At 61.0% G+C, this 23,693-nt stretch carries 21 protein-coding genes; 9 read left to right on the top strand and 12 right to left on the bottom strand.

Annotation, left to right across the window (positions count from 1 at the left end; all coding sequences use genetic code 11):
• Window positions 1-208: 208 nt before the first annotated feature.
• The gene (locus tag ACM6J5_RS00605; RefSeq protein WP_095945619.1) at window positions 209-1,498 is read left to right on the top strand and encodes a hypothetical protein; all 1,290 of its coding nucleotides are present in this window, start codon (window positions 209-211) and stop codon (window positions 1,496-1,498) included.
• Between the two features lie 78 nt (window positions 1,499-1,576).
• Window positions 1,577-3,079, top strand: coding sequence for a sodium/proton antiporter NhaB (nhaB, locus tag ACM6J5_RS00600; RefSeq protein ID WP_095945618.1), 1,503 nt, complete (start codon window positions 1,577-1,579; stop codon window positions 3,077-3,079).
• A gap of 40 nt (window positions 3,080-3,119) precedes the next feature.
• On the opposite strand, the gene zwf is transcribed toward nhaB, so the two are convergent.
• Together zwf and gnd are read right to left on the bottom strand one after the other, a co-directional pair.
• Complete coding sequence (gene zwf, locus ACM6J5_RS00595) at window positions 3,120-4,634, bottom strand: glucose-6-phosphate dehydrogenase (protein ID WP_095945617.1); 1,515 nt, start codon at window positions 4,632-4,634, stop codon at window positions 3,120-3,122.
• Window positions 4,631-5,611: a phosphogluconate dehydrogenase (NAD(+)-dependent, decarboxylating) gene (gene gnd / locus ACM6J5_RS00590; protein ID WP_150672455.1), complete on the bottom strand. Its 981-nt coding sequence runs from the start codon at window positions 5,609-5,611 to the stop codon at window positions 4,631-4,633. The genes zwf and gnd overlap by 4 nt, the downstream gene beginning before the upstream one ends.
• 272 nt (window positions 5,612-5,883) lie before the next feature.
• On the opposite strand from gnd, the gene ACM6J5_RS00585 reads away from it, so the two are divergent.
• From ACM6J5_RS00585 to ACM6J5_RS00575, 3 genes are all read left to right on the top strand, one after another.
• The gene (locus tag ACM6J5_RS00585) at window positions 5,884-6,048 is read left to right on the top strand and encodes a DUF6026 family protein (protein WP_191628375.1); all 165 of its coding nucleotides are present in this window, start codon (window positions 5,884-5,886) and stop codon (window positions 6,046-6,048) included.
• 216 nt (window positions 6,049-6,264) lie between these two features.
• The gene (locus ACM6J5_RS00580; protein WP_414927574.1) at window positions 6,265-8,001 is read left to right on the top strand and encodes a phosphoethanolamine transferase CptA; all 1,737 of its coding nucleotides are present in this window, start codon (window positions 6,265-6,267) and stop codon (window positions 7,999-8,001) included.
• A 167-nt stretch (window positions 8,002-8,168) separates the two neighbouring features.
• Complete coding sequence (locus tag ACM6J5_RS00575) at window positions 8,169-8,378, top strand: hypothetical protein (protein WP_095945614.1); 210 nt, start codon at window positions 8,169-8,171, stop codon at window positions 8,376-8,378.
• Window positions 8,379-8,439: 61 nt separating this feature from the next.
• On the opposite strand, the gene ACM6J5_RS00570 is transcribed toward ACM6J5_RS00575, so the two are convergent.
• The 3 genes from ACM6J5_RS00570 to zapE form a co-directional block, all read right to left on the bottom strand.
• Window positions 8,440-8,931: a GNAT family N-acetyltransferase gene (locus ACM6J5_RS00570; RefSeq protein ID WP_414927573.1), complete on the bottom strand. Its 492-nt coding sequence runs from the start codon at window positions 8,929-8,931 to the stop codon at window positions 8,440-8,442.
• A 118-nt stretch (window positions 8,932-9,049) separates the two neighbouring features.
• Complete coding sequence (locus ACM6J5_RS00565; protein WP_095945613.1) at window positions 9,050-9,631, bottom strand: DinB family protein; 582 nt, start codon at window positions 9,629-9,631, stop codon at window positions 9,050-9,052.
• A gap of 26 nt (window positions 9,632-9,657) precedes the next feature.
• The gene (gene zapE, locus ACM6J5_RS00560) at window positions 9,658-10,776 is read right to left on the bottom strand and encodes a cell division protein ZapE (protein WP_414927572.1); all 1,119 of its coding nucleotides are present in this window, start codon (window positions 10,774-10,776) and stop codon (window positions 9,658-9,660) included.
• A gap of 158 nt (window positions 10,777-10,934) precedes the next feature.
• Between zapE and ACM6J5_RS00555 the strand changes: the two genes are divergently transcribed.
• On the top strand, window positions 10,935-11,987 hold the full coding sequence (locus tag ACM6J5_RS00555; protein WP_414927571.1) for an aldo/keto reductase: 1,053 nt from the start codon (window positions 10,935-10,937) through the stop codon (window positions 11,985-11,987).
• 116 nt (window positions 11,988-12,103) lie between these two features.
• Here the strand turns inward: ACM6J5_RS00555 and speB are convergent, their stop codons facing one another.
• Window positions 12,104-13,063, bottom strand: coding sequence for an agmatinase (gene speB, locus ACM6J5_RS00550; protein ID WP_095945610.1), 960 nt, complete (start codon window positions 13,061-13,063; stop codon window positions 12,104-12,106).
• 20 nt (window positions 13,064-13,083) lie between these two features.
• On the bottom strand, window positions 13,084-14,175 hold the full coding sequence (locus ACM6J5_RS00545) for a polyamine ABC transporter substrate-binding protein (protein ID WP_150672449.1): 1,092 nt from the start codon (window positions 14,173-14,175) through the stop codon (window positions 13,084-13,086).
• Between the two features lie 101 nt (window positions 14,176-14,276).
• On the opposite strand from ACM6J5_RS00545, the gene ACM6J5_RS00540 reads away from it, so the two are divergent.
• From ACM6J5_RS00540 to ACM6J5_RS00530, 3 genes are all read left to right on the top strand, one after another.
• The gene (locus tag ACM6J5_RS00540; RefSeq protein ID WP_414927570.1) at window positions 14,277-15,170 is read left to right on the top strand and encodes a LysR family transcriptional regulator; all 894 of its coding nucleotides are present in this window, start codon (window positions 14,277-14,279) and stop codon (window positions 15,168-15,170) included.
• A gap of 164 nt (window positions 15,171-15,334) precedes the next feature.
• A complete protein-coding gene (locus tag ACM6J5_RS00535) occupies window positions 15,335-16,441 on the top strand; it encodes an enoyl-CoA hydratase/isomerase family protein (protein ID WP_150672447.1) in 1,107 nt (368 codons plus the stop codon).
• A 3-nt stretch (window positions 16,442-16,444) separates the two neighbouring features.
• On the top strand, window positions 16,445-17,596 hold the full coding sequence (locus ACM6J5_RS00530) for an acyl-CoA dehydrogenase family protein (protein ID WP_150672446.1): 1,152 nt from the start codon (window positions 16,445-16,447) through the stop codon (window positions 17,594-17,596).
• A 361-nt stretch (window positions 17,597-17,957) separates the two neighbouring features.
• On the opposite strand, the gene ACM6J5_RS00525 is transcribed toward ACM6J5_RS00530, so the two are convergent.
• From ACM6J5_RS00525 to ACM6J5_RS00505, 5 genes are all read right to left on the bottom strand, one after another.
• Window positions 17,958-18,731: an enoyl-CoA hydratase gene (locus tag ACM6J5_RS00525; protein ID WP_056724587.1), complete on the bottom strand. Its 774-nt coding sequence runs from the start codon at window positions 18,729-18,731 to the stop codon at window positions 17,958-17,960.
• A gap of 30 nt (window positions 18,732-18,761) precedes the next feature.
• Window positions 18,762-19,889 carry an acyl-CoA dehydrogenase gene (locus ACM6J5_RS00520; protein WP_150673936.1) on the bottom strand — a complete coding sequence of 376 codons (1,128 nt, stop codon included), beginning with the start codon at window positions 19,887-19,889 and terminating at the stop codon, window positions 18,762-18,764.
• 141 nt (window positions 19,890-20,030) lie between these two features.
• On the bottom strand, window positions 20,031-21,224 hold the full coding sequence (locus ACM6J5_RS00515) for an acetyl-CoA C-acyltransferase (RefSeq protein WP_095946076.1): 1,194 nt from the start codon (window positions 21,222-21,224) through the stop codon (window positions 20,031-20,033).
• Between the two features lie 12 nt (window positions 21,225-21,236).
• Window positions 21,237-21,998 (bottom strand): SDR family NAD(P)-dependent oxidoreductase, encoded by a 762-nt coding sequence (locus tag ACM6J5_RS00510; RefSeq protein WP_095946077.1) that lies wholly within the window; start codon window positions 21,996-21,998, stop codon window positions 21,237-21,239.
• Window positions 21,999-22,014: 16 nt separating this feature from the next.
• Entirely contained in the window at window positions 22,015-23,679 is a 1,665-nt protein-coding gene (locus ACM6J5_RS00505; protein WP_414927569.1) for an AMP-binding protein, read from the bottom strand.
• Window positions 23,680-23,693: the final 14 nt, after the last annotated feature.

The following is a 23,693-nucleotide window of genomic DNA, read 5'->3' as shown; positions in this document are numbered from 1 at the left end:
ACTTGACACTGCTTAATTCGAACTTTGCATACGCCTGATACTTTGCAGGCTCGCCATTGGTTCGAAAAGACACTGTTGTGGCACACAACGACCCTCCGTCTGTTAGTTCTTGCAGTTGTGCATATTCCCATTCAGGGATTGAATAATCTCCTTATCAAGTCGCCACCCAAACTTCTGGATCAGGACGACTCGCAAGGAGGTGCGGTGCATGCCAAGCCAGTCCGCTATTGCCTACTCCGCCACCCGGAACAACGCCGGGGCCCTCGACACGTCGTTTGCCGCCAATGGCAAAACCCAGGTCTATTTCGCCGACAGCCTTTTCAGCCTGGCCAATGACGTTGCAATCGATGCGCAAGGTCGCTTGCTGGTAGCCGCAAAAGTCGGCATGCCCGATGGCAGCCGCTTTGGCGTGGCCCGCTTGCTGGCGGATGGGTGCGCAGACCTGACGTTCGGTAAACAAGGCAGTGTCATCGGGCAATTCGAACCGGGGTTCGAAGCCATGGGCACCAAGGTCCTGATCCTGCCCGACGGCAATATCCTGTTGGCCGGCCTGCAATACGAAAACGCGCACCGCACACTCCCGGCCCTGGCATTGCTGGACCAGGACGGCGGCCTGGTGCAAGGCTTTGGCGATAATGGCCGCCGTGTCGTGAGATTGCCTGGTGGTCTGTCCCTGGGCATGCGCGATGTCTTGCTGCCTCCCGGTGTGCCCGGCGCAGAAGCCTGCGATGTGGCCGTACAGCAAGACGGCCGAATCCTGATCCTGGCCAACCATCACTTCGAACTGGCCGATCACGTCGGTATGTTGATACGACTGGATGTCGAAGGCTCACTGGACTGTTCGTTCAACGGTCGCGGTTTCGTGATGGTCAGGCACCTGCTGATGAATACCTGGCTCAGCAGCCTGACGGTGCAACGTGATGGCCGAATCCTGGTCGGTGGATCGATCAATTTTCCCGAGGAAGGCTTGCTGGCACGCTATCACCCGGACGGGCGCCTCGACGACCGTTTTGCCGTGGATGGATTCGTGACCTTCAAGGCGCAAGGGCATGGCGCCCGGGTCAGCCGGGTGGTCCAGCAACACGAAGGCGAAATCCTGTGTTTTGGCAGCAGTCGCGAGCCGATGCACTGCCTGACATTCAAATTGCACAGCAACGGCCGAGCCGACAGTCATTGCAACGGAGGACACCCCCAGCGGCGAGAAATCGGTTACAGCGGATGCCAGTGGACCGCCGCGCAGTTACAACCCGATGGCAGTGTGCTCACGGCGGGCGCCACCCTCGGCGGCGTCGAAGCAGACTTCATTCTCGGGCGGTGCCTGCCCAATGGCCTTCCCGATCGCCGTTTTGGTAAAGGCAGCGGCTATACACGTACCCGCCTCGGCCCCAGCCTGGATAGCGCCACCTGTGTCGCCGCGCAAGTCGATGGACACATCGTGGTGGGAGGCTATTCGCTGCACGGAAACTACAAGGCGGTCATCGCCCGTTTCCAGGGATAAACACCGGAGTTTTTCCTGCGCTTGATCTTCTGGCGCGCTTACGGCAAGTTGCGCGCTTCTCAAGACAAGGAGCAGCCGATGTCCGGTTCAATGGCCCAGGCGTTCGCGCACAACTTTCTCGGGCACTCGCCCCGTTGGTACAAGGCCTGCATCGTCGGCTTTCTGATTCTCAATGCCCTGGTGCTGTGGACCGCGGGCCCGGTGGCTGCCGGCTGGCTCCTGGTGCTGGAGTTCATCTTCACCCTGGCCATGGCGCTCAAATGCTACCCGCTGATGCCCGGCGGCCTGTTGATGATTGAAGCCCTGCTGCTGAAGATGACCACGCCCCAGGCGCTGTACGACGAGTTACTGCACAACTTCCCGGTGATCCTGCTGCTGATGTTCATGGTGGCCGGTATCTATTTCATGAAGGACCTGTTGCTGTACCTGTTTTCGCGCCTGCTGCTCGGGGTCCGCTCCAAGGCCCTGCTGGCCCTGATGTTCTGCTTTTTGTCGGCCTTTCTGTCGGCGTTCCTCGATGCCCTGACCGTGACCGCCGTGATCATCAGCGCCGCCGTAGGCTTTTACTCGGTGTATCACCGCGTCGCCTCGGGCAACGATCCGCGTCAGGACAGCGAGTACAGCGACGACAATCATCTGCCCACCCTGCATCAGGGCGATCTGGAACAGTTCCGCGCTTTTCTGCGCAGCCTGCTGATGCACGGCGCCGTGGGCACCGCGCTGGGCGGTGTGTGTACGCTGGTGGGAGAACCGCAGAACCTGCTGATCGGCCATGAAATGGGCTGGCACTTCGCCGAGTTCTTTACCCGGGTCGCGCCGGTATCCCTGCCGGTACTGGTTGCCGGGCTGGTAACCTGCGTCCTGCTGGAAAAATTGCGCTGGTTCGGCTACGGCACGCTGCTGCCGGATAACGTCCGTGCGGTGCTGGCCAACTACGCCGCCGAAGACAATGCCGAGCGCACCACGCGCCAACGCGCAGCGCTTCTGGTGCAAGGCTTTGCCGCATTGATTCTGATTGCCGGGCTGGCGTTTCACATCGCCGAAGTGGGTTTGATCGGCTTGATGGTGATCGTGCTGATCACCGCCTTTACCGGCATCACCGACGAACACCGCCTGGGCACCGCGTTCAAGGACGCCATGCCGTTTACCTCATTGCTGGTGGTGTTTTTCGCCGTGGTCGCGGTGATTCACGATCAGCAACTGTTCGCCCCGCTGATCCACTGGGTGCTGATGCTGCCGGCAGACCAGCAACCGGGCATGCTGTTCATCGCCAACGGCCTGTTGTCCGCCATCAGCGACAATGTGTTCGTGGCAACCATTTACATCACCGAAGTGAAGCGCGCCTTCATGGCAGGCGAGATGACCCGTGAGCATTTCGAAACCCTGGCCATTGCGATCAACACCGGCACCAACCTGCCGAGCGTGGCGACACCCAACGGTCAGGCGGCGTTCCTGTTCCTGCTGACTTCGGCGATTGCACCGCTGGTGCGCCTGTCTTATGGGCGCATGGTCTGGATGGCGTTGCCGTACACCGTGGTGATGGGCGTGCTCGGGTGGTATGCGGTGAGCTACTGGCTCTGACACCACCGACCCTGTGGGAGCGAGCAAGCTCGCTCCCACATTATCCGAGGCGGTGCCAGACGCGGCCGTCACGGGTGAGCAGTTCTTCGCCGGCCCTGGGGCCGTTTTCCCCGGCGGCATAGCGCTGCACGGTGGAATCCTGCTGCCAGGCATCCAGGAACGGTTGCACCGCGCGCCAGCCGTTTTCGATGTTGTCGGCGCGCTGGAACAACGTCTGGTCACCCGTCAGGCAATCGTAGATCAGGGTCTCGTAGCCAGTAGACGGCTGCATCTCGAAGAAGTCCTTGTAGGCGAACCCCAGCTCGATGTTGTCCATTTTCAGGGCCTGACCGGGGCGCTTGGCCAACAGGTCAAACCACATGCCTTCGTTCGGCTGAATCTGAATGCGCAGATAGGTCGGCTGCAGCTCATCGACTTCGGTATCGCGGAACTGTGCATAGGGCGCCGGCTTGAAGCAGATCACGATCTCGGTGTCACGCACGCTCATGCGCTTGCCGGTGCGCAGGTAGAACGGCACGCCGACCCAACGCCAGTTGTCGATCATGACCTTGAGGGCCACATAGGTTTCGGTATTGCTGTCGGGCGCGACCTTGTCTTCCTGGCGGTAGCCCGGCAGCGCCTTGCCATCGATTTCACCGGCGGCGTATTGGCCGCGCACCGAGTTGGCGCGGGCCTCCTCGACTGTCCATGGACGGATCGCGCCAACGACCTTGGCTTTCTCGCCGCGCACTGCATCGGCACCAAACGCCGCGGGTGGCTCCATGGCCACCATCGCCAGCAACTGGAACAGGTGATTGGGCACCATGTCCCGCAGCGCGCCGGTGTGCTCATAGAAACTGCCACGGGTTTCCACGCCGACGGTTTCGGCGGCGGTGATCTGCACGTGGTCGATGTAGTGATTGTTCCAGAACGCTTCGAACAGGCTGTTGGAGAAGCGGCTGACCAGGATGTTCTGCACGGTCTCCTTGCCCAGGTAATGGTCGATCCGGTAAATCTGCTTTTCCGTCATCACCTTGAGCAGGCAGGCGTTCAAGGCCTCGGCCGTATGCAGGTCGGAGCCGAAGGGCTTTTCGATCACCACCCTTCTGAACGCCTCGGGAGTTTCCTCCAGCAATCCGGCGGCACCGAGACGACGTGCCACTTCACTGAAGAAACGCGGCGCGGTGGCCAGGTAGAACACCGCATTGCCGGTACCGCTGTCGGCGATTTTCGCCGCCAGCGCTTGATAAGTGCTGTCGTCCAGGAAATCGCCCTGGACGTAGCTGATGCCTTTGGCAAGTCTTGACCAGACCGCTGGATCAAGGGTGTGGTCACCCTTGCCAGCCATCTCGTTGCGAATGAACTCTTCGAGCTTTTGCGCAAAGCCTTCATCGCTGATGGCGTTATGGTCAACGCCGATGATCCGCAGTCCATCCCCGAGTAACCCGTTGCGCTTGAGGTTATACAGCGCCGGTACCAACAGACGCTTGACCAGGTCACCGTGGGCGCCAAACAGAAACAGCGTGGTCGGTGGAGCGGGCTCAGCCTTGGATTTCCTGCGGATCGCGTGGGTCATTTTTTCGAGGTCTCCACATGGCCACCGAAGCCAAAGCGCTGGGCCGAGAGAATCTTGTCGCCGAAACTGCCTTGTCCACGGGAACGGTAGCGGGAGAACAGCGAATTCGACAGCACCGGCACCGGCACCGCTTGTTCCATGGCGGCTTCGATGGTCCATTGCCCTTCACCGCTGTCGGCCACGGACCCGGAGAAACCGTCGAGTTTCGAGTCGCTGGCCAGGGCGTCGGCCGTCAGGTCGAGCAACCACGAGGACACCACGCTGCCACGACGCCACACTTCGGCGATGTCGGCGACGTTCAGGTCGAAACGCTGGTCTTGCGGCAGGCTCTCGCTGTTTTTGGTCTTGAGGATGTCGAAGCCTTCTGCAAACGCCTGCATCATTCCGTATTCGATGCCGTTGTGGATCATTTTCACGAAATGCCCGGCGCCGGCCGGACCTGCATGAATATAACCACGTTCGGCTCGATCGTCTTCGGACTTGCGGTCCTTGGTGCGCGGGATGTCGCCCATGCCCGGGGCCAGGGTTGCGAACAGCGGGTCGAGGCGTTTAACGGTCTCGGCATCGCCACCGATCATCATGCAGTAACCGCGCTCCAGGCCCCAGACGCCGCCGGATGTACCGACGTCGATGTAGTGCAGGCCTTTTTCCGACAGGGTCTTGGCCCGGCGGATATCGTCCTTATAGAAGGTGTTGCCGCCGTCGATGATGGTGTCGCCGGCTTCGAGCAAGGTGCTCAGGGTGTCGATGGTTTCTTCGGTCGGCGCGCCGGCCGGCAGCATGACCCAGACCGCACGCGGCCTGGCCAGGCCGGCGACCAGCGCCGGCAGATCGCTGACGCCGGTGGAGCCCTCTGTGGCCAGGGCTTCGACAAAGGCGGTATTGCGATCGTAAACAACGGTGGTGTGCCCGTTGAGCATCAGGCGCCGCGCAATATTGCCGCCCATGCGGCCCAGTCCAATAATCCCGAGTTGCATGTGCTGATGCTCCCTACTACAAATTAAAGTGTGTCAAAGGTTATAGCCCAACGCGACTCATGAGGTTAGTCCAGAGCGTTGGCGTGAAGTTTCCGGGCATTGTGCCCGATCCTGATGGATAACGTCGGGAATCAAACCGAAGACACAACGACCATGAAAAATAAAAAAGTTCCCTTTGGGGGCAAAAGAAATCAAAATTGGCGCCGATAGTAGGTCAGCCCCGGATTTCGAGGCGTACCCACAGTTGAGACACGCCATTTGCGAGGTGAGCAATGGGCACAGTACATACCGCACTGCCAGCACAAACCCTTTACGTCACAATCCGTCGCGATGAATTGCGTCAGCTGAAAAACGAACGCGATCAGTTGAAACAGGAGCTGGCGCAATTGCGGCTATTGCTGCAAGCCAGTCAAGTGCAGCCCCTGGCTGCGGTGTAGCGCACCCCGCTCACCTGATTCCCTCCTTTGAAGCGGAAGCAGTCTGCACTGTTTCCGCACCGGCTCATGCCCTGCCACCCTTGGCAACTCACAAAATTTTCACAATTGCCCCACGATAATTACTCGTTTAGGTCGCCCGATTCCGCGCGGCCCTCGTTCGTCGTCCGCGATATCCAAGTCACGGCGGTGGTAGTGAATTCTCGGCTGGAGCGCTGAATGTCTTGGTTTAAACGCAGTAAAACCACTGCGGCAGGTTTCGATTGGGCCGGATTTGTCTGGCTGTTTGTCTTCTTCTGGTACTTTTCCGGCATCACCCAACTACTGATCCAGCTGACTGGCACCTCCGGCTTTACCGGGTTCCGCCAGGCCTTCGTCATGAGCGCCATCTGGCTGGCGCCGATGCTGCTGTTCCCCCGGCAAACCCGCGTCATGGCTGCCGTGATCGGCGTCGTGCTGTGGGCGTGTTCCATGGCGAGCCTGGGTTACTTCTTCATTTATCAGCAGGAATTTTCCCAGAGCGTCATCTTCATCATGTTCGAGTCGAACGTGGCTGAAGCCGGCGAGTACATGACCCAATACTTTGCCTGGTGGATGGTCCCGGCGTTCCTGGCCCACAGCGCTTTTTCCTGGTTCCTGTGGACACGCCTGCGCCCGGTGTACCTGTCGCGTGGCAAGGCACTGGTCGCGGCAACAGCCCTCCTGTTCGCCGTGGTCGCCTATCCACTGATCAAGCAGACCCAGCGCACCGGCAGTTTCGCCGCCGGCTTCGAGAAGTTCGAAACCCGCATCGAACCGGCGGTGCCATGGCAGATGGCGGTGGCCTATCACCGTTACCTCGACACCCTGGCCGGCATGCAGGACATGCTGGAAAGCGCCAGCAAGATTCCACCGCTGCACAACCTCAAGGACGTCATGGCCAACACGCCTGCGACCCTGGTGCTGGTGATCGGCGAGTCCACCAACCGCCAACGCATGAGCCTGTACGGCTATCCCCGGCCAACCACGCCGGAACTGGACAAGCTCAAGGATCAACTGGACGTTTTCGACAACGTCATCACCCCGCGCCCCTACACCATTGAGGCGCTGCAGCAGGTCCTGACCTTCGCCGACGAAGAAAACCCGGACCTGTACCTGTCGACGCCATCGCTGGTCAGCATGATGAAACAGGCGGGCTACAAGACCTTCTGGATCACCAACCAGCAGACCATGACCAAGCGCAACACCATGCTCACGACCTTCTCCGAACAGGCCGACGAGCAGGTGTACCTGAACAACAACCGCAACCAGAACGCCGCCCAATACGATGGCGACGTGATCGAGCCGTTCAACAAGGCCCTCGCCGACGGGGCACCGCGTAAACTCATCGTCGTGCATTTGCTCGGCACGCACATGAGCTACCAGTACCGCTACCCGTCGACCTTCGACAAGTTCCAGGACCGCGAAGGCGTGCCTGCCGGTATTCGCGATGACCAGTTGCCCACGTACAACAGCTACGACAATGCCGTGCTGTACAACGACTTCGTGGTGTCCAGCCTGATCAAGGACTACGCCAGGACCGATCCCAACGGCTTCCTGCTGTACCTGTCCGACCATGGTGAAGACGTGTTCGATTCCGTGGGCCACAGCACCCTGGGGCGCAACGAGAACAAGCCGACAGCACCGATGTACACCATTCCGTTCATGGCCTGGGCTTCGCCGAAATGGCGCGCAACCCATGACTGGAACCTCGCCGGTGATCTCTCGCGTCCTTACAGCAGCTCGCACCTGATCCACACCTGGGCGGACCTGGCCGGCCTGAGTTTCGATGAACTCGATCGCAGCAAAAGCCTCGTCAGCGACAGCTTCAAGCCCCGGCCATTGATGATCGGCAACCCCTATGAGCGTGAGCAACGGGCGTTGATCGACTTCAGTCTGATGAAGCCCAGGACGCCACCGACGGTCGTCCAGCAGTAATCCTTTCAGGGGCCGGTTCCGGCCCCTTTTTCATGCCCCGCTGCAGCCATTCAGGTCGTTGGCGAAGTTCATTCCCATTTAACCGAATCGGCGGATAATGCCATTTCGACACTGCTTCATTGATTCATGGACGAAAGGCATCCGACATCTGTAGTGGGAGGCAAACCATGAAACACACCGCAATGATTCTCGCCGGCCTGATGGCCTTGGGCTCAACCAGCGCTTTTGCCGAAGGTGGGGCCGAACGCATGCGCTATTACTACGAAAGCCTGCGACTGGCCCAGCAAGAAGCCCTGGGGCACCCTATCCAAAGCACTGCGCTGAGGGTTCCGGACGATCAAACCGCACAAATGACTGAAACCTACAGACCGAAATGATCGTTAGCTTCAAAGAAGACTGTCGGGCGTCCTGATGGACGCCCTTTTTTTGCCTGTTGAATCAGAGGCTCTTGGTCCAGAACAGCATCCGTCCGTGTGCCGGGTCAAACATGCTGGCGGCGAAACCGGCTTTTTCATAGGAGCCCTGGGCCACGGCATTGCCTTCCAGCACTTCCAGGGTGAGCTTGCAGCAACCACGTTGACGAGCGATGTCCTCGACCTTTTGCAGCATCTTCTGGCTCAAGCCCAGGCCGCGAAATTTTTTCACCACCGACACATCGTGCACATTGACCAGCGGCCGGCAGGCGAAGGTCGAGAATCCCTCGAAGCAATTGACCAGCCCGGCCGGCTCGCCACCGACAAAGGCCAGCACACTGAAGGCGTGGGGACGCCGGGCAAGTTCTGCCGGGAGTTGCTCAAGTACATGGGCCGGCAATGGCTGGCCGCCCCCCATCGGGTCCGCGGCGTAGTGGTTCAACACCAGACAAATAGCCTCGGCATGCACCGGATTGGTGTAACTGGCCTGAAGCACAAGAATTTCTGCGAAGTCCATTTCCATCCTCGATCACTCATGAAGTAGCCCCCAGCATGTATTTCACGCTGAAGTGCGCGCTGACCATAGCGCGAGCACCGTGCCGACGACAATCGCAACCGAGGAAATCTTTTGCCGCTCAAGCGCCCCAGATCAAGGCTTCGGTCCATCCCAACTCGGCAAAGTCCTCGGCGCGCAAGTGCGACTCACCGGCGCAGAAAAACTCGTCGAGTTGCGGTGGCTTGACCGAAGTGCCGCTGAGCATGGCGTGAACCTGGCCGCGGTGATGGATCTGGTGCTCAAACAAATGGGACAGCAGGCGCAAGCGACTGTCGTATTGCGGGGTGTCGCGGGCGATGGTCACGATTTTGCCGAGGTCGGCATCGCGCATCTGCTCGCAGTAGGCGATCAGCCGGCGGTCGACACGGGCCTGTTCGCCAACCAGGTCTGGCGCAACAAGACAGGGCTCGTCTTCCTTGAAGAACACCCGGTAATCGGGATGCGGATCGTCGCCGCGCAGTTCGCGCTCCAGGGCGTCCACATAAAGCCAGTCACAGGTGAGGATATGGTTGAGGGTGGCGCGGATCGTCGGGAAGAAACTGATCCGGGGCGCGCTCAGTTCCTGCGGGCTCAACTGACGCCAGGCCTTGGCCAGGCGGTGATTGGCCCAGGCGTTCTGATAGGCCATGGTCAGCAAATGGTGTGACAGGGGCTGATTCATGTTCGCTGCTCCCGATCAAATCCTGATCAAACTTCGGCAAACCGTTGCAGTTGCATTTCCTGTAATCGGCTGAGGGTACGGCGGAACGGGAATTCCAGATAACCCTCGGTGTAAAGCGACGCCATGGGCACTTGCGCTTCAAGGTACAGCGGCACCTTGCGGTCGTAGCACTCGTCCACCAGGGCAATGAACCGTCGCACACCGTCGTCATGCACCGACAACTGCGGCAACTCACGGTCCCCCGCTTCCACCCGCTCGACACCGTCCTCTGTGCCACGGGCAATACGCCCGGCGCGTTTCTCTGCGCTGAGGTTGGGCACGTCACTCAACAGAATAGCGCCGTAGGTATCGCACAGGGCGACGAAATCCATGGCCGCGAAGGGTTGCTCGCACAGCGCGGCATAACGGATCCAGAGCACCGTCGGGCTGGCCTCGATCACCTCAAGGGAACGGTGACCGACCTTGACTGGCTCGCTCGATACTGACTGGCCGACGCTCAACAACTGGAATACTTCACCCAAAGCGCCGAGGTTACCGGGCTCGGCCACCCAATAACGTTGCAAACCGGCCCCCGGATGCAGGCGATGGTCTTCCCCGCCATCCACCGCAATCACCTGCATGTGCTGCTTGATCGCCGCGATGGCGGGCATGAAACGGTCGCGATTGAAACCGTCGGCGTACAACTGGTCCGGCGGCAGATTGGACGTGCAGACCACCACCACGCCCTGTTCGAACATCACCTGGAACAGGCGCCCGAGAATGATCGCATCGCCGATGTCATTGACGAACAGCTCATCGAAACAAAGCACCCGCACTTCTTCGGCCAGTTCCCGGGCCAACGCCTTGAGCGGGTCGGCGGTGCCGGTCAGTTGAAAGGAGCGCTGGTGCACCCAGCCCATGAAGTGGTGAAAGTGCTGGCGCCGCGCCGGTACCCGCAGGCTTTGGTAAAACTGGTCCATCAGCCAGGTCTTGCCCCGCCCCACCGGCCCCCACAGGTACACGCCGGAAATGGACGAGCGGCCTTCACGCAGCGCTTCGTGGCACTTTTGCAGGGCCCACACGGCATGTTCCTGGGCCTCGTCCTGGACGAAGCCCTTTTGTTCGATGGCATGCTGCCAGGCGCTTAAGGGGGAATAGATAGTCATGGGCGGCAGTATGCCATTGCGTATCGATAACGCGACCAGTGATCGGCGAATTTATGCAGGAAGGAAAAGCACCTTGACGCATTAGATTATCAGCATCATATTTATAAATGTCATATGCAATCTATTGAATCTTGTCGCCACCCATCTGGAGTCATCCCATGCATTACAAAGTTTTCGGTCGTAAAACCGGCTTGCGTGTTTCCGAACTGGCGTTGGGTGCCGGCAACTTCGGTACCGGCTGGGGCCATGGCGCCGAGCGTGACGAAGCCATGCGGATTTTTGATGCCTATCTGGAGGCCGGTGGCAATTTCATCGATACCGCCAATGGCTATCAGGGCGGACAGTCCGAGGCCATGCTCAGCGAATTCATTGCCGCAGAACGGGATCACCTGGTCATCGCCACCAAATACACCCTCGGGACTACACCGGCAGACGGTATTTCCCACACCGGCAACAGTCGCAAGAACATGGTACGTGCCGTCGAAGAAAGCCTGAAACGCCTGAAGACCGAGCATATCGACCTGTTCTGGGCGCACATGAGCGACGGCGTCACGCCCATGGAAGAGATCCTGCGCGGCTTCGACGATCTGGTCAGTGCCGGCAAGATTCATTACGCCGGGCTGTCGAACTTCCCCGCGTGGCGCATCGCCCGTGCCGACCTGCTGGCCGAGGTGCGTGGTTTTGCGCCGATTGCCGCGATCCAGGTCGAGTACAGCCTCGCCGAACGCACTGCTGAGCGTGAACAACTGCCGATGGCCGAAGCCCTGGGCCTGGCAGCGACCTTGTGGTCGCCGCTGGGTGGCGGCTTCCTGACGGGTAAATATCGCAACAGTGAGGGCGACAATCGCGCGAACAAGCTCGGCGTGCTGATTCATGCCGAAAAAAGCGCCCGCGAAACCGCCCTGCTCGACACCTTGATCGATGTCGCCGCCGAACTGGACGCCAGCCCGACCCACGTGGCCATCGCCTGGCTGCGGGAAAAGGCCAGGCGCTCGACCACGGCGCTGATTCCGATCCTCGGTTCCCGGACCCGGGAGCAACTGGACGCCACGTTAGGTGCGCTGAATGTGCAGTTGAGCACCGAGCAAATGGCACGACTGGACGCCGTCAGTGACGTGGCCAAAGGCGTGCCGCACGAATCCATTTCCGGTTCGTCCGCACGGTTCAGCGGCGGTCAGATCCTCGACCTGCCAATGATTCCAGTGGCCTGACACAAATCAAAACTGTGGGAGCGAGCCTGCTCGCGATGAGGGCGGAACATTCAACATCCATGTTGGCTGAACGATCGCTATCGCGAGCAGGCTCGCTCCTGCATTTCGACCGCGTACTACTTATCGACCTTATGCCTGGCCGCATACAGACACAGCATTTCCATCGCCAATGTCGCCGCCGCCAGTGACGTGATCTCCGCGCTGTCATAGACCGGAGCCACTTCCACCACGTCCATGCCCACCAGGTTGATCCCGCGCAGGCCACCGAGAATCTCCAGCGCCTGCACCGTGCTCAAGCCGCCGCACACGGGGGTTCCGGTGCCTGGGGCGTACGCCGGATCGAGGCAGTCGATGTCGAAGGTCAGGTACACCGGGTTGTCGCCGACCCGGGCGCGAATCGCCTCGACGATCGCTTCGCAGCCACGGCGATGCACCTGCCGCGCGTCGAGCACTTGAAAGCCTTGATGGTCGTCATTGGTGGTGCGCAAGCCGATTTGTACTGAGCGCGATGGATCCACCAGCCCTTCTTTGGCCGCGTGCCAGAACATGGTGCCGTGATCGATGCGCTTGCCCTCTTCGTCCGGCCAGGTGTCGCTGTGGGCGTCGAAGTGGATCAGCGACAAGGCCCCGTGCTTGCGGGCATGGGCCTTGAGCAGCGGATAGGTGATGAAATGATCGCCGCCAAAGGTCAGCATCGCCGTGCCGGCATCGAGAATGTGCTCGGCGTGGGCCTCAATCATTTCGGGCGTCGACTGCGGCGAGCCGTAATCGAAATCGCAATCGCCGTAGTCGATGACCGCCAGGTGATCGAACGGATCAAACGTCCATGGCCAGTGCCGTTCCCAGGCGATCCCGGCAGAGGCCGCACGAATGCCACGTGGTCCGAAGCGAGCGCCTGGGCGGTTGCTGGTGGCGGTGTCGAACGGCACGCCACTGACCGCCACATCAACGCCACGCAGGTCGCGACTGTAACGCCGACGCATGAAACTGGTGATGCCGGCGTAGGTACTTTCGGCGGCCGTGCCGTAAAGGCTGTCACGGGTAAGGGCTTGATCGTTCTGCATCGGGACGTCCATTGAAGGCTCCTTCTCTTTTCTTATTGGCGGCTACGGAAAGTGGTCCACAAGCGGGTACGCTGGCGCATGTCCTTGAGGTTCATGCTGCGGTCGGCGTACAGCCGCTCCCGCACGTCGGCCAGCGGGTAGATGTCCGGATCGGTGCGCACCGCTTCATCCACCAGCGGCGTGGCGGCCTGGTTCGCCGTGGCGAAGAACAAGGTGTTGGTCAGTGCCGCCACGGACTCGGGGCGCAACATGAACTCGATAAAGGCGCGGGCGGCTTCGGGGTGCGGCGCGTCCTTGGGAATCGCCAGGTTGTCCTGCCACACGAGGGTGCCTTCCTTGGGAATCCGGTAGGCGATTTCAAAGGGTTTGTCGGCCTTGCGTGCCTGGTCGGCAGCCATGCTCGCGTCACCGTTGTAGGTCAGCGCCAGGCACACGCTGCCATTGGCCAGGTCGCTGATCTGCCGCCCGGTGGCGACGTACAGCACGTTCGGCTGTAACTGATGCAGCAACGCCTCGGCGGCTGACAGATCGTTCTTGTCCGTGCTGTAGGGATCTTTACCCAGGTAGTGCAACGCCAGTCCGATCACCTCCTGGGGCGAGTCGAGAATGGCGATGCCGCAGTCCTTCAACTTGCTCGCGTACTCGGGTTTGAACAGCAGGTCCAGGCTGTTGAGCGGCGCATCCGGCAAGCGCTGCCTGACCGCCTCGACGTTCATGCCCAAACCCAGGGTGCCCCAGGTGTAAGGCACGCCATAGCGGTTGCCCGGGTCGACAGCGGCGAGTTTTTCGAGCAAGTCCGGGTCGAGGTTGGCGTAACCCTTGAGTCCTTCGTGGGGAATCGGTTTCAACGCCCCGGCCGCAAGCCCCCGGGCCAGTACGCTGGAGGACGGCACCACCACGTCATAACCGCTGCCGCCGGTGAGCAACTTGGTCTCCAGTACTTCCGAAGAGTCGAAGGTGTCATAGCGCACATGGATACCCGTCTCCTGCTCGAACCGTTGCAGGGTTTCGGGGGCCACGTAATCGGCCCAACTGTACAGATTGACCACCTTGTCTTCGGCCTGGGCCGATGCGGCCATGGCAAGGAACAGCGCGGGTAAACACAGCTTGAACATGGGAGCCATGACGAACACCTGACCAGAGGACGTGGTGGCAGGATGCGTCGTCGGATACATTGGTAAAATATCAAGTTAATTAACCTGACTTTATGACGGAGTAATGTTTGATGCTCGGCCAACTCCACGATCTGGATCTGCAATTGTTGCGTCTGTTTGTCAGCGTGGTGGAGTGCGGCGGTTTCAGCGCCGCCCAGGGCGAACTGGGGTTGAGCCAGTCGAGCATCAGCCAGCAAATGGCCAAACTTGAAACCCGCCTGGGCTATCGGCTATGCAGTCGCGGCAAGGGAGGGTTCAGGGTCACGCCCAAGGGAGAACAACTGCTCAGCGCAACCCGTGGACTGTTCCAGTCCATCGAAGCCTTCCGTCATCAATCCAACGGCGTGGCCGGGCGCTTGATTGGCGAAGTGCGCCTGGGCCTGTCCGAAGCCCTGGATCAATCGGTGTTGCAACGGGTGGCCGAGGCGATCCGGCGCTTCCGTGAGCGGGACGAGTCCGTGCGCATCGAACTGATCAGCGCCATGCCTGGTGAAATGGAGCGTTTGCTGCTGCAACAGCGGCTGGACCTGGCCATCGGCTATTTCTCCCAAGTGCAAAGCGCGTTTGACTACCGCCAATTGTTCATTGAAACCCAGCATCTGTATTGCGCCCCCGGCCATCCGCTGTTCACCAATCCGGCCCCCGACGATCAGGATTTGCAGGCCTGCGACCGGGTCGATCACCCCTACCGCTTCCTGCGCAGTGACGAACCCTTCCAGGGCAAGTTGTGTTCGGCGCGCTCCGAACAAGTCGAAGGCACCCTCGCCTTCATCCTTTCCGGCAAGCATGTCGGTTACTTGCCCAGCCACTTCGCCCGTGGTTGGGAAGACAAGGGTTTGCTCAGGGCTGTGCGCCGAGGCGACATGAGTTTCGACGTCGCGTTTCATCTGGCCCGGCACCGCGCACAGGTGGCCGGTGAGGCGCAGAAGGCGTTCGAAGAGGATCTGCTCGCAGCGTTTGCCTGAATTCGCCTTGGTCTACGCTGTAACAATACCGGACACCGGCATGCAAAAATGCACAGACAACCTGCACTTATTCGGGTTGTACAAGGCAAATTTGCACTGATACGATCCGCCATCGCTCGCGCGCGAGCATCTCGATAAAGAACAATAAAAGCAGGGAGTTAGTGATGACTGCTCAGGTTACTTCTCCAGGGACTCAGTCCATGGATGCCACGCAAAACGAAGTACTGGCCGAGGTTCGCAACCACATTGGTCACCTGACCCTCAACCGCCCCGCCGGCCTCAATGCCCTCACCCTGGACATGGTGCGCAACCTGCACCGCCAGCTCGACGCCTGGGCCCAGGATCCGCAAGTCCATGCCGTGGTCCTGCGCGGTGCCGGGGAAAAAGCCTTCTGTGCCGGTGGTGACATTCGCTCGCTGCATGACAGCTTCAAAAGCGGCGACACCCTGCACGAAGATTTCTTCGTCGAGGAATACGCCCTGGACCTTGCGATCCATCACTACCGCAAACCGGTGCTGGCCCTGATGGACGGCTTTGTCCTTGGCGGCGGCATGGGCCTGGTGCAAGGCGCGGACCTGCGGGTAGTCACCGAGAAAAGCCGCCTGGCCATGCCGGAAGTCGGTATCGGCTATTTCCCGGACGTCGGCGGCAGTTACTTCCTGCCGCGCATTCCCGGTGAACTGGGGATTTACCTCGGGGTCAGCGGTGTGCAGATTCGCGCCGCCGATGCGCTGTATTGCGGCCTGGCCGACTGGTACCTCGAAAGCGCCAGGCTGGGCACGCTGGACGAAAAACTCGACCAGCTCGAATGGCACGACACACCACTCAAGGATCTGCAAAGCCTGCTGGCGAAACTCGGCGTGCAGCAACTGCCCGATGCGCCACTGGCGACTTTGCGCCCGGCCATCGACCACTTCTTCGCCCAGGTCGACGTGCCGAGTATTGTGGAACAACTGCGCCAGGTAACGGTTGCCGACAGCCATGAGTGGGCCGTGACCACCGCCGACCTGCTGGAAACCCGCTCGCCGCTGGCCATGGCCGTGACCCTGGAAATGCTCCGTCGCGGACGCGAGCTGCCGCTGGAACAATGTTTCGCCCTAGAGCTGCACCTGGACCGCCAGTGGTTCGAGCGCGGCGACCTGATCGAAGGCGTGCGCGCCTTGCTGATCGACAAAGACAAGACACCACGCTGGAACCCGCCCACCCTCCAGGCGCTGGACGCCGAACACGTGGCGAGCTTCTTCAGCGAGTTTGACCAGAACGAGAGCTGAGCCATGCACGATATCGAATTGAGCGAAGAGCAAGTCATGATCCGCGACATGGCCCGGGATTTTGCCCGCGGCGAAATCGCGCCCCATGCCCAGGCTTGGGAAAAGGCCGGTTGGATCGACGACGGTCTGGTGGCGAAGATGGGCGAACTGGGTCTGCTGGGCATGGTGGTCCCCGAGGAGTGGGGGGGCACCTATGTCGACTACGTGGCCTACGCCCTGGCGGTAGAAGAGATTTCCGCCGGCGACGGTGCTACCGGCGCCTTCATGAGCATCCACAATTCCGTGGGCTGCGGGCCTGTGCTGAACTACGGCAGCGAAGAACAGAAACAGACCTGGCTGGCGGACCTTGCCAGCGGCCAGGTCATCGGCTGCTTCTGCCTGACCGAACCCCAGGCCGGTTCCGAGGCGCACAACCTGCGCACCCGCGCCGAACTGCGCGACGGCCATTGGGTGATCAACGGCGCCAAACAATTCGTCAGCAACGGCAAGCGGGCCAAACTGGCGATTGTGTTTGCCGTAACTGATCCGGACCTGGGCAAACGTGGCATCTCGGCGTTCCTGGTGCCGACCGACACTGCCGGTTTTATCGTCGACCGCACCGAACACAAGATGGGCATCCGTGCTTCCGATACCTGCGCCGTCACCCTGAACAACTGCAGTATCCCTGAGGCCAATTTGCTGGGCGAACGCGGCAAGGGCCTGGCCATCGCCTTGTCCAACCTGGAAGGCGGCCGCATCGGCATCGCCGCCCAGGCGCTGGGCATCGCCCGCGCGGCGTTCGAAGCGGCACTGGCCTACTCCCGCGACCGCGTGCAGTTTGGAAAAACGATCAATGAACACCAAAGCATCGCCAATCTGCTGGCCGACATGCACATGCAGTTGAACGCCGCGCGACTGATGATCCTGCACGCCGCACGCCTGCGCACCGCTGGTAAACCCTGCCTGTCGGAGGCGTCACAGGCCAAGCTGTTTGCGTCGGAAATGGCGGAAAAGGTCTGCTCGTCCGCCATTCAGATTCATGGCGGCTATGGCTACCTTGAAGACTATCCGGTGGAAAAATACTATCGGGATGCGCGGATCACGCAGATCTACGAAGGGTCGAGCGAGATTCAGCGGATGGTGATTGCCCGCGAACTGAAGAATTACCTGGTGTGAAGGCTTGTAGGAGCGAGCTCGCTCGCGATGAAGGTCAACGATGACGCGGGGCACCTGAATCAACCCGGTGCCCTCAGGCTTTTCGCGAGCAGGCTCGCTCCTACAAGGGATCTCATAAACACTGAGGTCCAATGTGGGAGATTCAGCGGATAGTGATTGCCCGCGAACTGAAGAACTACCTGGTTTGAAGCCTTGTAGGAGCGAGCTCGCGATGGAGGTCAACGATGACGCGGGGCACCTGAATCAACCCGGTGCCCTCAGGCTTTTCGCGAGCAGGCTCGCTCCTACAAGGGATCTCATAAACACTGAGGTCCAATGTGGGAGCGAGCCTGCTCGCGATGAGGCTCGCAAGAACGCTACATCACTTACCTTGGAACTCAGCCTCACGCTTGGCAATAAACGCCGCCATCCCTTCCTTCTGATCCTGCGTCGCAAACGCCGCATGGAACACCCGGCGCTCAAAGCGCACGCCTTCGGCCAGGCTCACTTCAAAGGCGCGGTTGACGCTTTCCTTGACCATCATCGCAATCGGCAGCGACTTCTTGGCGATCAACGCCGCGACTTTCAGCGCTTCGTCCAGCAGCTCATCGCTCGGCACGATCCGCGCGACAATCCCGCAACGCTCCGCCTCCACGGCATCGATCAGGCGACCGCTCAGGCACATTTCCATGGCCTTGGCCTTGCCCACGGCGCGGGTCAGGCGCTGGGTACCGCCCATGCCCGGCAGCACGCCGAGGTTGATTTCCGGCTGGCCGAATCGGGCGTTGTCGCCGGCCAGGATGAAGTCGCACATCAGCGCCAGTTCACAGCCACCGCCCAAAGCAAAACCGTTGACCGCCGCGATGATCGGCTTGCGGCGGTTGGCCACGCGATCGCTGTCGCTGAACAGGTCGTCGATGTAGATCTGCGGATAGGTCAGCTCGGCCATTTCCTTGATGTCGGCACCGGCGGCGAAGGCTTTTTTCGAACCGGTCAGGACGATGCAGCCGATGTTCGAGTCAGCCTCGAAGCCATCGAGGGCCTGGTTCAGTTCGCTGACAATCTGTGCGTTCAACGCGTTCAGCGCTTGTGGACGGTTGAGGGTGATCAGGCCAACGCGGCCGTGGGTTTCCAGCAAAATCGTTTCGTAGTTCAGCTCTTTGTCGCTCACAGGGGGGACTCCTTCTTATAAATTGCGCGAAATGACCATGCGCTGAATATCGCTGGTGCCTTCGTAGATCTGGCAAACCCGCACGTCGCGGTAGATCCGCTCCAGCGGGAAGTCGTTGAGGTAACCGTAACCGCCCAGGGTTTGCAGCGCCGAGGAACATACCTTCTCGGCCATTTCCGAGGCGAACAACTTGGCCATCGACGCTTCGACCAGGGCCGGTTGGCCACTGTCGCGCAAGGCGGCGGCGTAGTGCACCATTTGCCGCGCCACGGCGATCTGGGTGGCCATGTCCGCCAGGCGGAAGGCCACGGCCTGGTGCTCGATGATCGGCTTGCCGAAGCTTTCGCGTTCCCGCGAATAGTCACGCGCCGCTTCGAACGCAGCGCGGGCCATGCCCACCGATTGCGAAGCGATGCCGACACGACCGCCTTCAAGGTTGGCCAGGGCAATCCTGTAGCCTTCGCCCTCCTCGCCCAAACGGTTGGTCACCGGCACCTTCACGTCCTCGAAGAGGATCTGGCAGGTGTCGGAGGCGTGCTGGCCGAGCTTGTCTTCAACCCGAGCGACGGTGTAGCCCGGCGAATCGGTCGGCACGATAAAGGCACTGATGCCGCGTTTGCCCGCGTTCGGATCAGTCACCGCAAACACGATCACCACCCCGGCATTCTGCCCGGAAGTGATGAACTGCTTGCAGCCGTTGAGCACGTAATGATCACCTTCCAGGCGGGCACGGGTTTTCAGGCCGCTGGCATCAGAACCGGCCTGGGGTTCGGTCAGGGCGAAGGCGCCGAGCATCGCACCGCTGGCCAGCGGTTTGAGAAAGCGCTCCTTCTGCTCATCGGTGCCGTAGTTGAGGATCGGCACACAACCCACGGAGTTGTGCACGCTCATGATGGTCGAGCAGGCGCCATCGCCGGCTGCGATTTCTTCCAGGGCCATGGCGTAGGCGAGGTAACCGGTGTCGCATCCGCCCCACTGCTCCGGCACCAGCATGCCGAAGAAGCCCAGCCCGGCCATCTCGCCGATGGCTTCCTTGGGAAAGCGGTGCTCGCGGTCCCATTCGGCGGCGAACGGCTTCAGGCGTTCCTGGGCAAAGTCCCGGGCCATGTCGCGGATTTGTTGTTGGTCGTCATTGGGGATCATGGTGAATCCTTGAAATTTAATTGCCCCCTGTAGGAGCGAGCCTGCTCGCGATGGACGCCAGGGCACCGCGTTCCTCCAGGCACCCCGCGTCATCGTTAACGCCCATCGCGAGCAGGCTCGCTCCTACAAGGGATTGCGTAGTCAGTAGAGGCATTCCACGGCCATGGCCGTCGCTTCACCGCCGCCGATACAAATCGCTGCAACGCCGCGCTTCAAGCCTTTCTGGCGCAGGGCCGAAAGCAGGGTCACCAGAATCCGCGCGCCGGACGCCCCGATCGGGTGACCGAGGGCGCAAGCACCGCCGTGCACGTTGAGTTTCTCGTGGGGGATTTCCAGATGAGTCATCGCGGCCATGCCGACCACGGCGAAGGCTTCGTTGACTTCCACCAGATCGACGTCATTGAGCGACCAGCCGGTTTTCTTCATCAGTTTCTTGATTGCACCGATTGGCGCCACCGGGAACAGGCCCGGGGTGTCGGCGAACGCGGCGTGGCCATGGATCACCGCCAAGGGTTTCAGGCCTTGCTTCTGTGCCTGGGACTGGCGCATCAGCACCAGCGCGGCCGCGCCGTCGGAGATCGAACTGGAGTTGGCCGCGGTCACCGAACCGCCTTCGCGGAACGCCGGTTTCAACGAAGCGATCTTGTCCAGCCTGGCTTTTGGCGGCTGCTCGTCATTGCTGATCACCACCTGCTCTTTGCCGACTGTCACAGTCAACGGCACGATTTCATCCTTGAAGCTGCCGTCCTTGATCGCCTGTTGCGCGCGGGTGGTCGAGGCGATGGCGAACGCGTCCTGGGCTTCACGGCTGAAGCTGTTGGTTTCGGCGCATTCTTCGGCGAAGGTGCCCATCAGGCGACCCTTGTCGTAGGCGTCTTCGAGGCCGTCGAGGAACATCGAGTCCTGCACCCGGCCATGGCCCATGCGGTAGCCGGCACGGGCGCGGTCCAGCAGGTAAGGCGCGTTGGACATGCTTTCCATGCCACCGGCGACCACCACATCGGCACTGCCCGCCACCAGCATGTCATGGGCCAGAATCGCCGCTTCCATGCCGGAGCCGCACATCTTGTTCAGGGTGGTGCAGCGGGTCGATTTATCCAGCCCCGCGCCCAGCGCCGCCTGACGCGCTGGGGCCTGGCCAAGGCCTGCCGGCAGCACGCAACCGAACAACACTTCATCGACGGCATCACTGGCAACACCGGCACGTTCGACGGCGGCCTTGATGGCGGCAGCACCGAGTTGCGGCGCCGTCAGGCTTTTCAGCTCGCCCTGGAAGCCGCCCATCGGGGTGCGAACGGCGCTGACGATAACAATTGGATCGTTGGACATTGTCATGACAAATCCTCCTTACTTGGCGGCCATGCGCAAGGCACCGTCGAGACGGATCACCTCGCCGTTGAGCATGCTGTTTTCAATAATATGCTTGACCAGCCCGGCATACTCGCCCGGTTTGCCCAAACGCGGCGGGAATGGCACGCCAGCGGCCAGGGAATCGCGGACTTCCTGGGTCATGCCGGCCATCATCGGCGTTTCGAAAATACCCGGGGCGATGGTCATCACACGGATGCCGAAACGCGCCAGTTCGCGGGCCGCTGGCAAGGTCAGGCTGACAATCGCGCCCTTGGACGCCGCGTAGGCTGCCTGGCCGATCTGACCGTCATAGGCCGCAGCAGACGCGGTGTTGATGATCACGCCACGTTCGCCGTCGGCATCCGCTTCGGTCTCGGCAATCGCCGCTGCCGCCAGGCGCAGCATGTTGAAGCTGCCGATCAGGTTGACGTTGATCACCTGGCTGAAACTGGCCAATGCATGTGGACCGTTCTTGCCGAGAATCTTCTCGCCACGCACGATGCCGGCGCAATTGACCAGGCCATTGAGGCCGCCAAAGGCCTTGACCGTCGCCTGCACGGCGGCTTCGGCCGCCGCTTCGTGGCTGATGTCCGCCACAACGCTCTGCGCGCCCAGGCGCTGGGCCTGGGCTGCAACGGCTTCGGCATTCATGTCCACCAGCATCACTTTCGCGCCAGCGGCGACCAGCACCTCGGCGGTGGCGGCACCAAGTCCGGAAGCGCCACCGGTGACAATAAAAATCTTGTTCTCGATCTGCATCATTGTTTCCCTGGATTCAAGCTGGAACGTTCTTCGCCGCAGCCTCTTGAGCCTTGGCGATTTCCTGGTTGCGCAAGATAAAGCGCTGCAATTTGCCGCTGGGGGTTTTCGGCAACTCGCTGACAAATTCGATTTCACGGGGGTACGAGTGCGCCGCCAGACGCTTGCGCACGTGTTGGCGCAGCTCTTCGGCCAACTCGGGGGCGGCACGGTATTGCGCGCTGAGCACGACGAAGGCCTTGACCAGTTCGGTGCGCTCCGGATCGGGCTTGCCGATCACTGCAGCCTCGACCACGGCCGGGTGTTCGATCAGTGCACTTTCCACGTCGAACGGGCCGACCCGGTAGCCGGAGGTGGTGATCACGTCATCACTGCGACCGACGAAGCTGATGCTGCCGTCCGGGTTCCACTCGACGGTGTCGCCACTGAGGTAATAGTTGCCGACAAAGGCCTTGGTCGGCCCGCCTTCGTAGCCGGCGAACCAGCACATCGGCGACTGGCTGCGGTCGATGGCCAGGATGCCCGGCTGGCCAACGCCGAGCTCCTTGTACTCGTCATCCAGCACCACGATGCGGTGGCCCGGCGAGGCAAAACCGGCGGCGCCCATGTGGATCGGGTGATCAAGGCCGTGGTGGTTGCACAGCACCATGCCCAGCTCAGTCTGGCCGTAGTGGTCGTGGATGACCACGTCGAGGTTGTCGGCGAACCAGCGGATCACTTCCGGGTTCAGCGGCTCGCCAGCGCTGCTGACGATACGCAGCTTGCCCTTGATCGATCTGGCGAACTCATCGCCGCCGGCAATCAGCAAACGGTAGGCCGTCGGCGAACCGGTCAGGTTGGTGATCCCGTACTTGTTGATCACCCGGCAGGTGCTTTCGAGGGTGAACGGGCCATCGTAAAAGGTGATCGGATGGCCCATGGACATTGGCCCCGTAACCCCGAAATAAATGCCATAAGCCCAACCCGGATCGGCGACATTCCAGAAGGCGTCTTCAGGGCGCAGATCCACCGCATCGCGGGTGTAGCCCTGGAACGCAACGATGGCCTTGAGCGGCACCGACAGCGCTTTCGACGGGCCGGTGGTGCCCGAAGTGAACATCAGCAGGAACGGGTCTTCGCCGGTCAGCAGCACCGGTTCACAGTCGGCGGAATAGTTGGCCAGTTCGGCCCAGAAACTGAAATCGCCATGCACCAGGCCCTGCCCTTTGGCACCGGTGACGGTAACGATGGTCGGGCAATCGGCGACTTCAGCAAGTTTCGGCCGGTTCACCGCATCGGTCACCACCACCTTGGCGCCAGAGCAGCCCAGGCGGTGTTCAATGGCCTTGGGGCCGAACGCGGTAAACAGCGGTTGATACACCGCGCCGATGCGCCAGGTGGCGAACACGGTGATCAGGAGTTCGATATTGCGTGGCAACAGGCCGGCGACCTTGTCGCCTTTTTTCACGCCCTGGGCCCGCAGGTAGTTGGCGAAACGCGCGGCCTTGTCCTGCAAGTCAGTGAAGGTGTACGTCGCACCGGTCCCGTCGCGTCCTTCCCAGAACAGCGCGATGCGACCCGGCAAGGCGTGCCGGTCACAGCATTCGACACAGGCATTGAGGGCCGTCAGGTCGCCCGCGAGCGCGGCATCGACGGTGTGCTGATAATTGAACCGAGCAGTAGCAGACAAGTAAGCGCGCATTGCCAGAATCCCTC

This window comes from Pseudomonas sp. IT-P74 (assembly GCF_949768175.1).
In the GTDB taxonomy this organism is placed as follows: Bacteria; Pseudomonadota; Gammaproteobacteria; order Pseudomonadales; family Pseudomonadaceae; genus Aquipseudomonas.
The sequence above is the reverse complement of the archived record's forward strand: the minus strand, read 5'-3'. Positions and strand labels throughout refer to the sequence as shown.

Coding starts and splice junctions, on each gene's coding strand:
- ACM6J5_RS00545 (WP_150672449.1), bottom strand. CDS start 14,175: ATGGCTCCCATGTTCAAGCTGTGTTTACCCGCGCTGTTCCTTGCCATG.
- ACM6J5_RS00565 (WP_095945613.1), bottom strand. CDS start 9,631: ATGAATCAGCCCCTGTCACACCATTTGCTGACCATGGCCTATCAGAAC.
- ACM6J5_RS00510 (WP_095946077.1), bottom strand. CDS start 21,998: ATGCAGATCGAGAACAAGATTTTTATTGTCACCGGTGGCGCTTCCGGA.
- ACM6J5_RS00515 (WP_095946076.1), bottom strand. CDS start 21,224: ATGACAATGTCCAACGATCCAATTGTTATCGTCAGCGCCGTTCGCACC.
- ACM6J5_RS00535 (WP_150672447.1), top strand. CDS start 15,335: ATGACTGCTCAGGTTACTTCTCCAGGGACTCAGTCCATGGATGCCACG.
- ACM6J5_RS00585 (WP_191628375.1), top strand. CDS start 5,884: ATGGGCACAGTACATACCGCACTGCCAGCACAAACCCTTTACGTCACA.
- ACM6J5_RS00505 (WP_414927569.1), bottom strand. CDS start 23,679: ATGCGCGCTTACTTGTCTGCTACTGCTCGGTTCAATTATCAGCACACC.
- ACM6J5_RS00530 (WP_150672446.1), top strand. CDS start 16,445: ATGCACGATATCGAATTGAGCGAAGAGCAAGTCATGATCCGCGACATG.
- ACM6J5_RS00520 (WP_150673936.1), bottom strand. CDS start 19,889: ATGATCCCCAATGACGACCAACAACAAATCCGCGACATGGCCCGGGAC.
- ACM6J5_RS00605 (WP_095945619.1), top strand. CDS start 209: ATGCCAAGCCAGTCCGCTATTGCCTACTCCGCCACCCGGAACAACGCC.
- nhaB (WP_095945618.1), top strand. CDS start 1,577: ATGTCCGGTTCAATGGCCCAGGCGTTCGCGCACAACTTTCTCGGGCAC.
- speB (WP_095945610.1), bottom strand. CDS start 13,063: ATGGACGTCCCGATGCAGAACGATCAAGCCCTTACCCGTGACAGCCTT.
- ACM6J5_RS00580 (WP_414927574.1), top strand. CDS start 6,265: ATGTCTTGGTTTAAACGCAGTAAAACCACTGCGGCAGGTTTCGATTGG.
- gnd (WP_150672455.1), bottom strand. CDS start 5,611: ATGCAACTCGGGATTATTGGACTGGGCCGCATGGGCGGCAATATTGCG.
- ACM6J5_RS00555 (WP_414927571.1), top strand. CDS start 10,935: ATGCATTACAAAGTTTTCGGTCGTAAAACCGGCTTGCGTGTTTCCGAA.
- zapE (WP_414927572.1), bottom strand. CDS start 10,776: ATGACTATCTATTCCCCCTTAAGCGCCTGGCAGCATGCCATCGAACAA.
- ACM6J5_RS00570 (WP_414927573.1), bottom strand. CDS start 8,931: ATGGACTTCGCAGAAATTCTTGTGCTTCAGGCCAGTTACACCAATCCG.
- zwf (WP_095945617.1), bottom strand. CDS start 4,634: ATGACCCACGCGATCCGCAGGAAATCCAAGGCTGAGCCCGCTCCACCG.
- ACM6J5_RS00540 (WP_414927570.1), top strand. CDS start 14,277: ATGCTCGGCCAACTCCACGATCTGGATCTGCAATTGTTGCGTCTGTTT.
- ACM6J5_RS00575 (WP_095945614.1), top strand. CDS start 8,169: ATGAAACACACCGCAATGATTCTCGCCGGCCTGATGGCCTTGGGCTCA.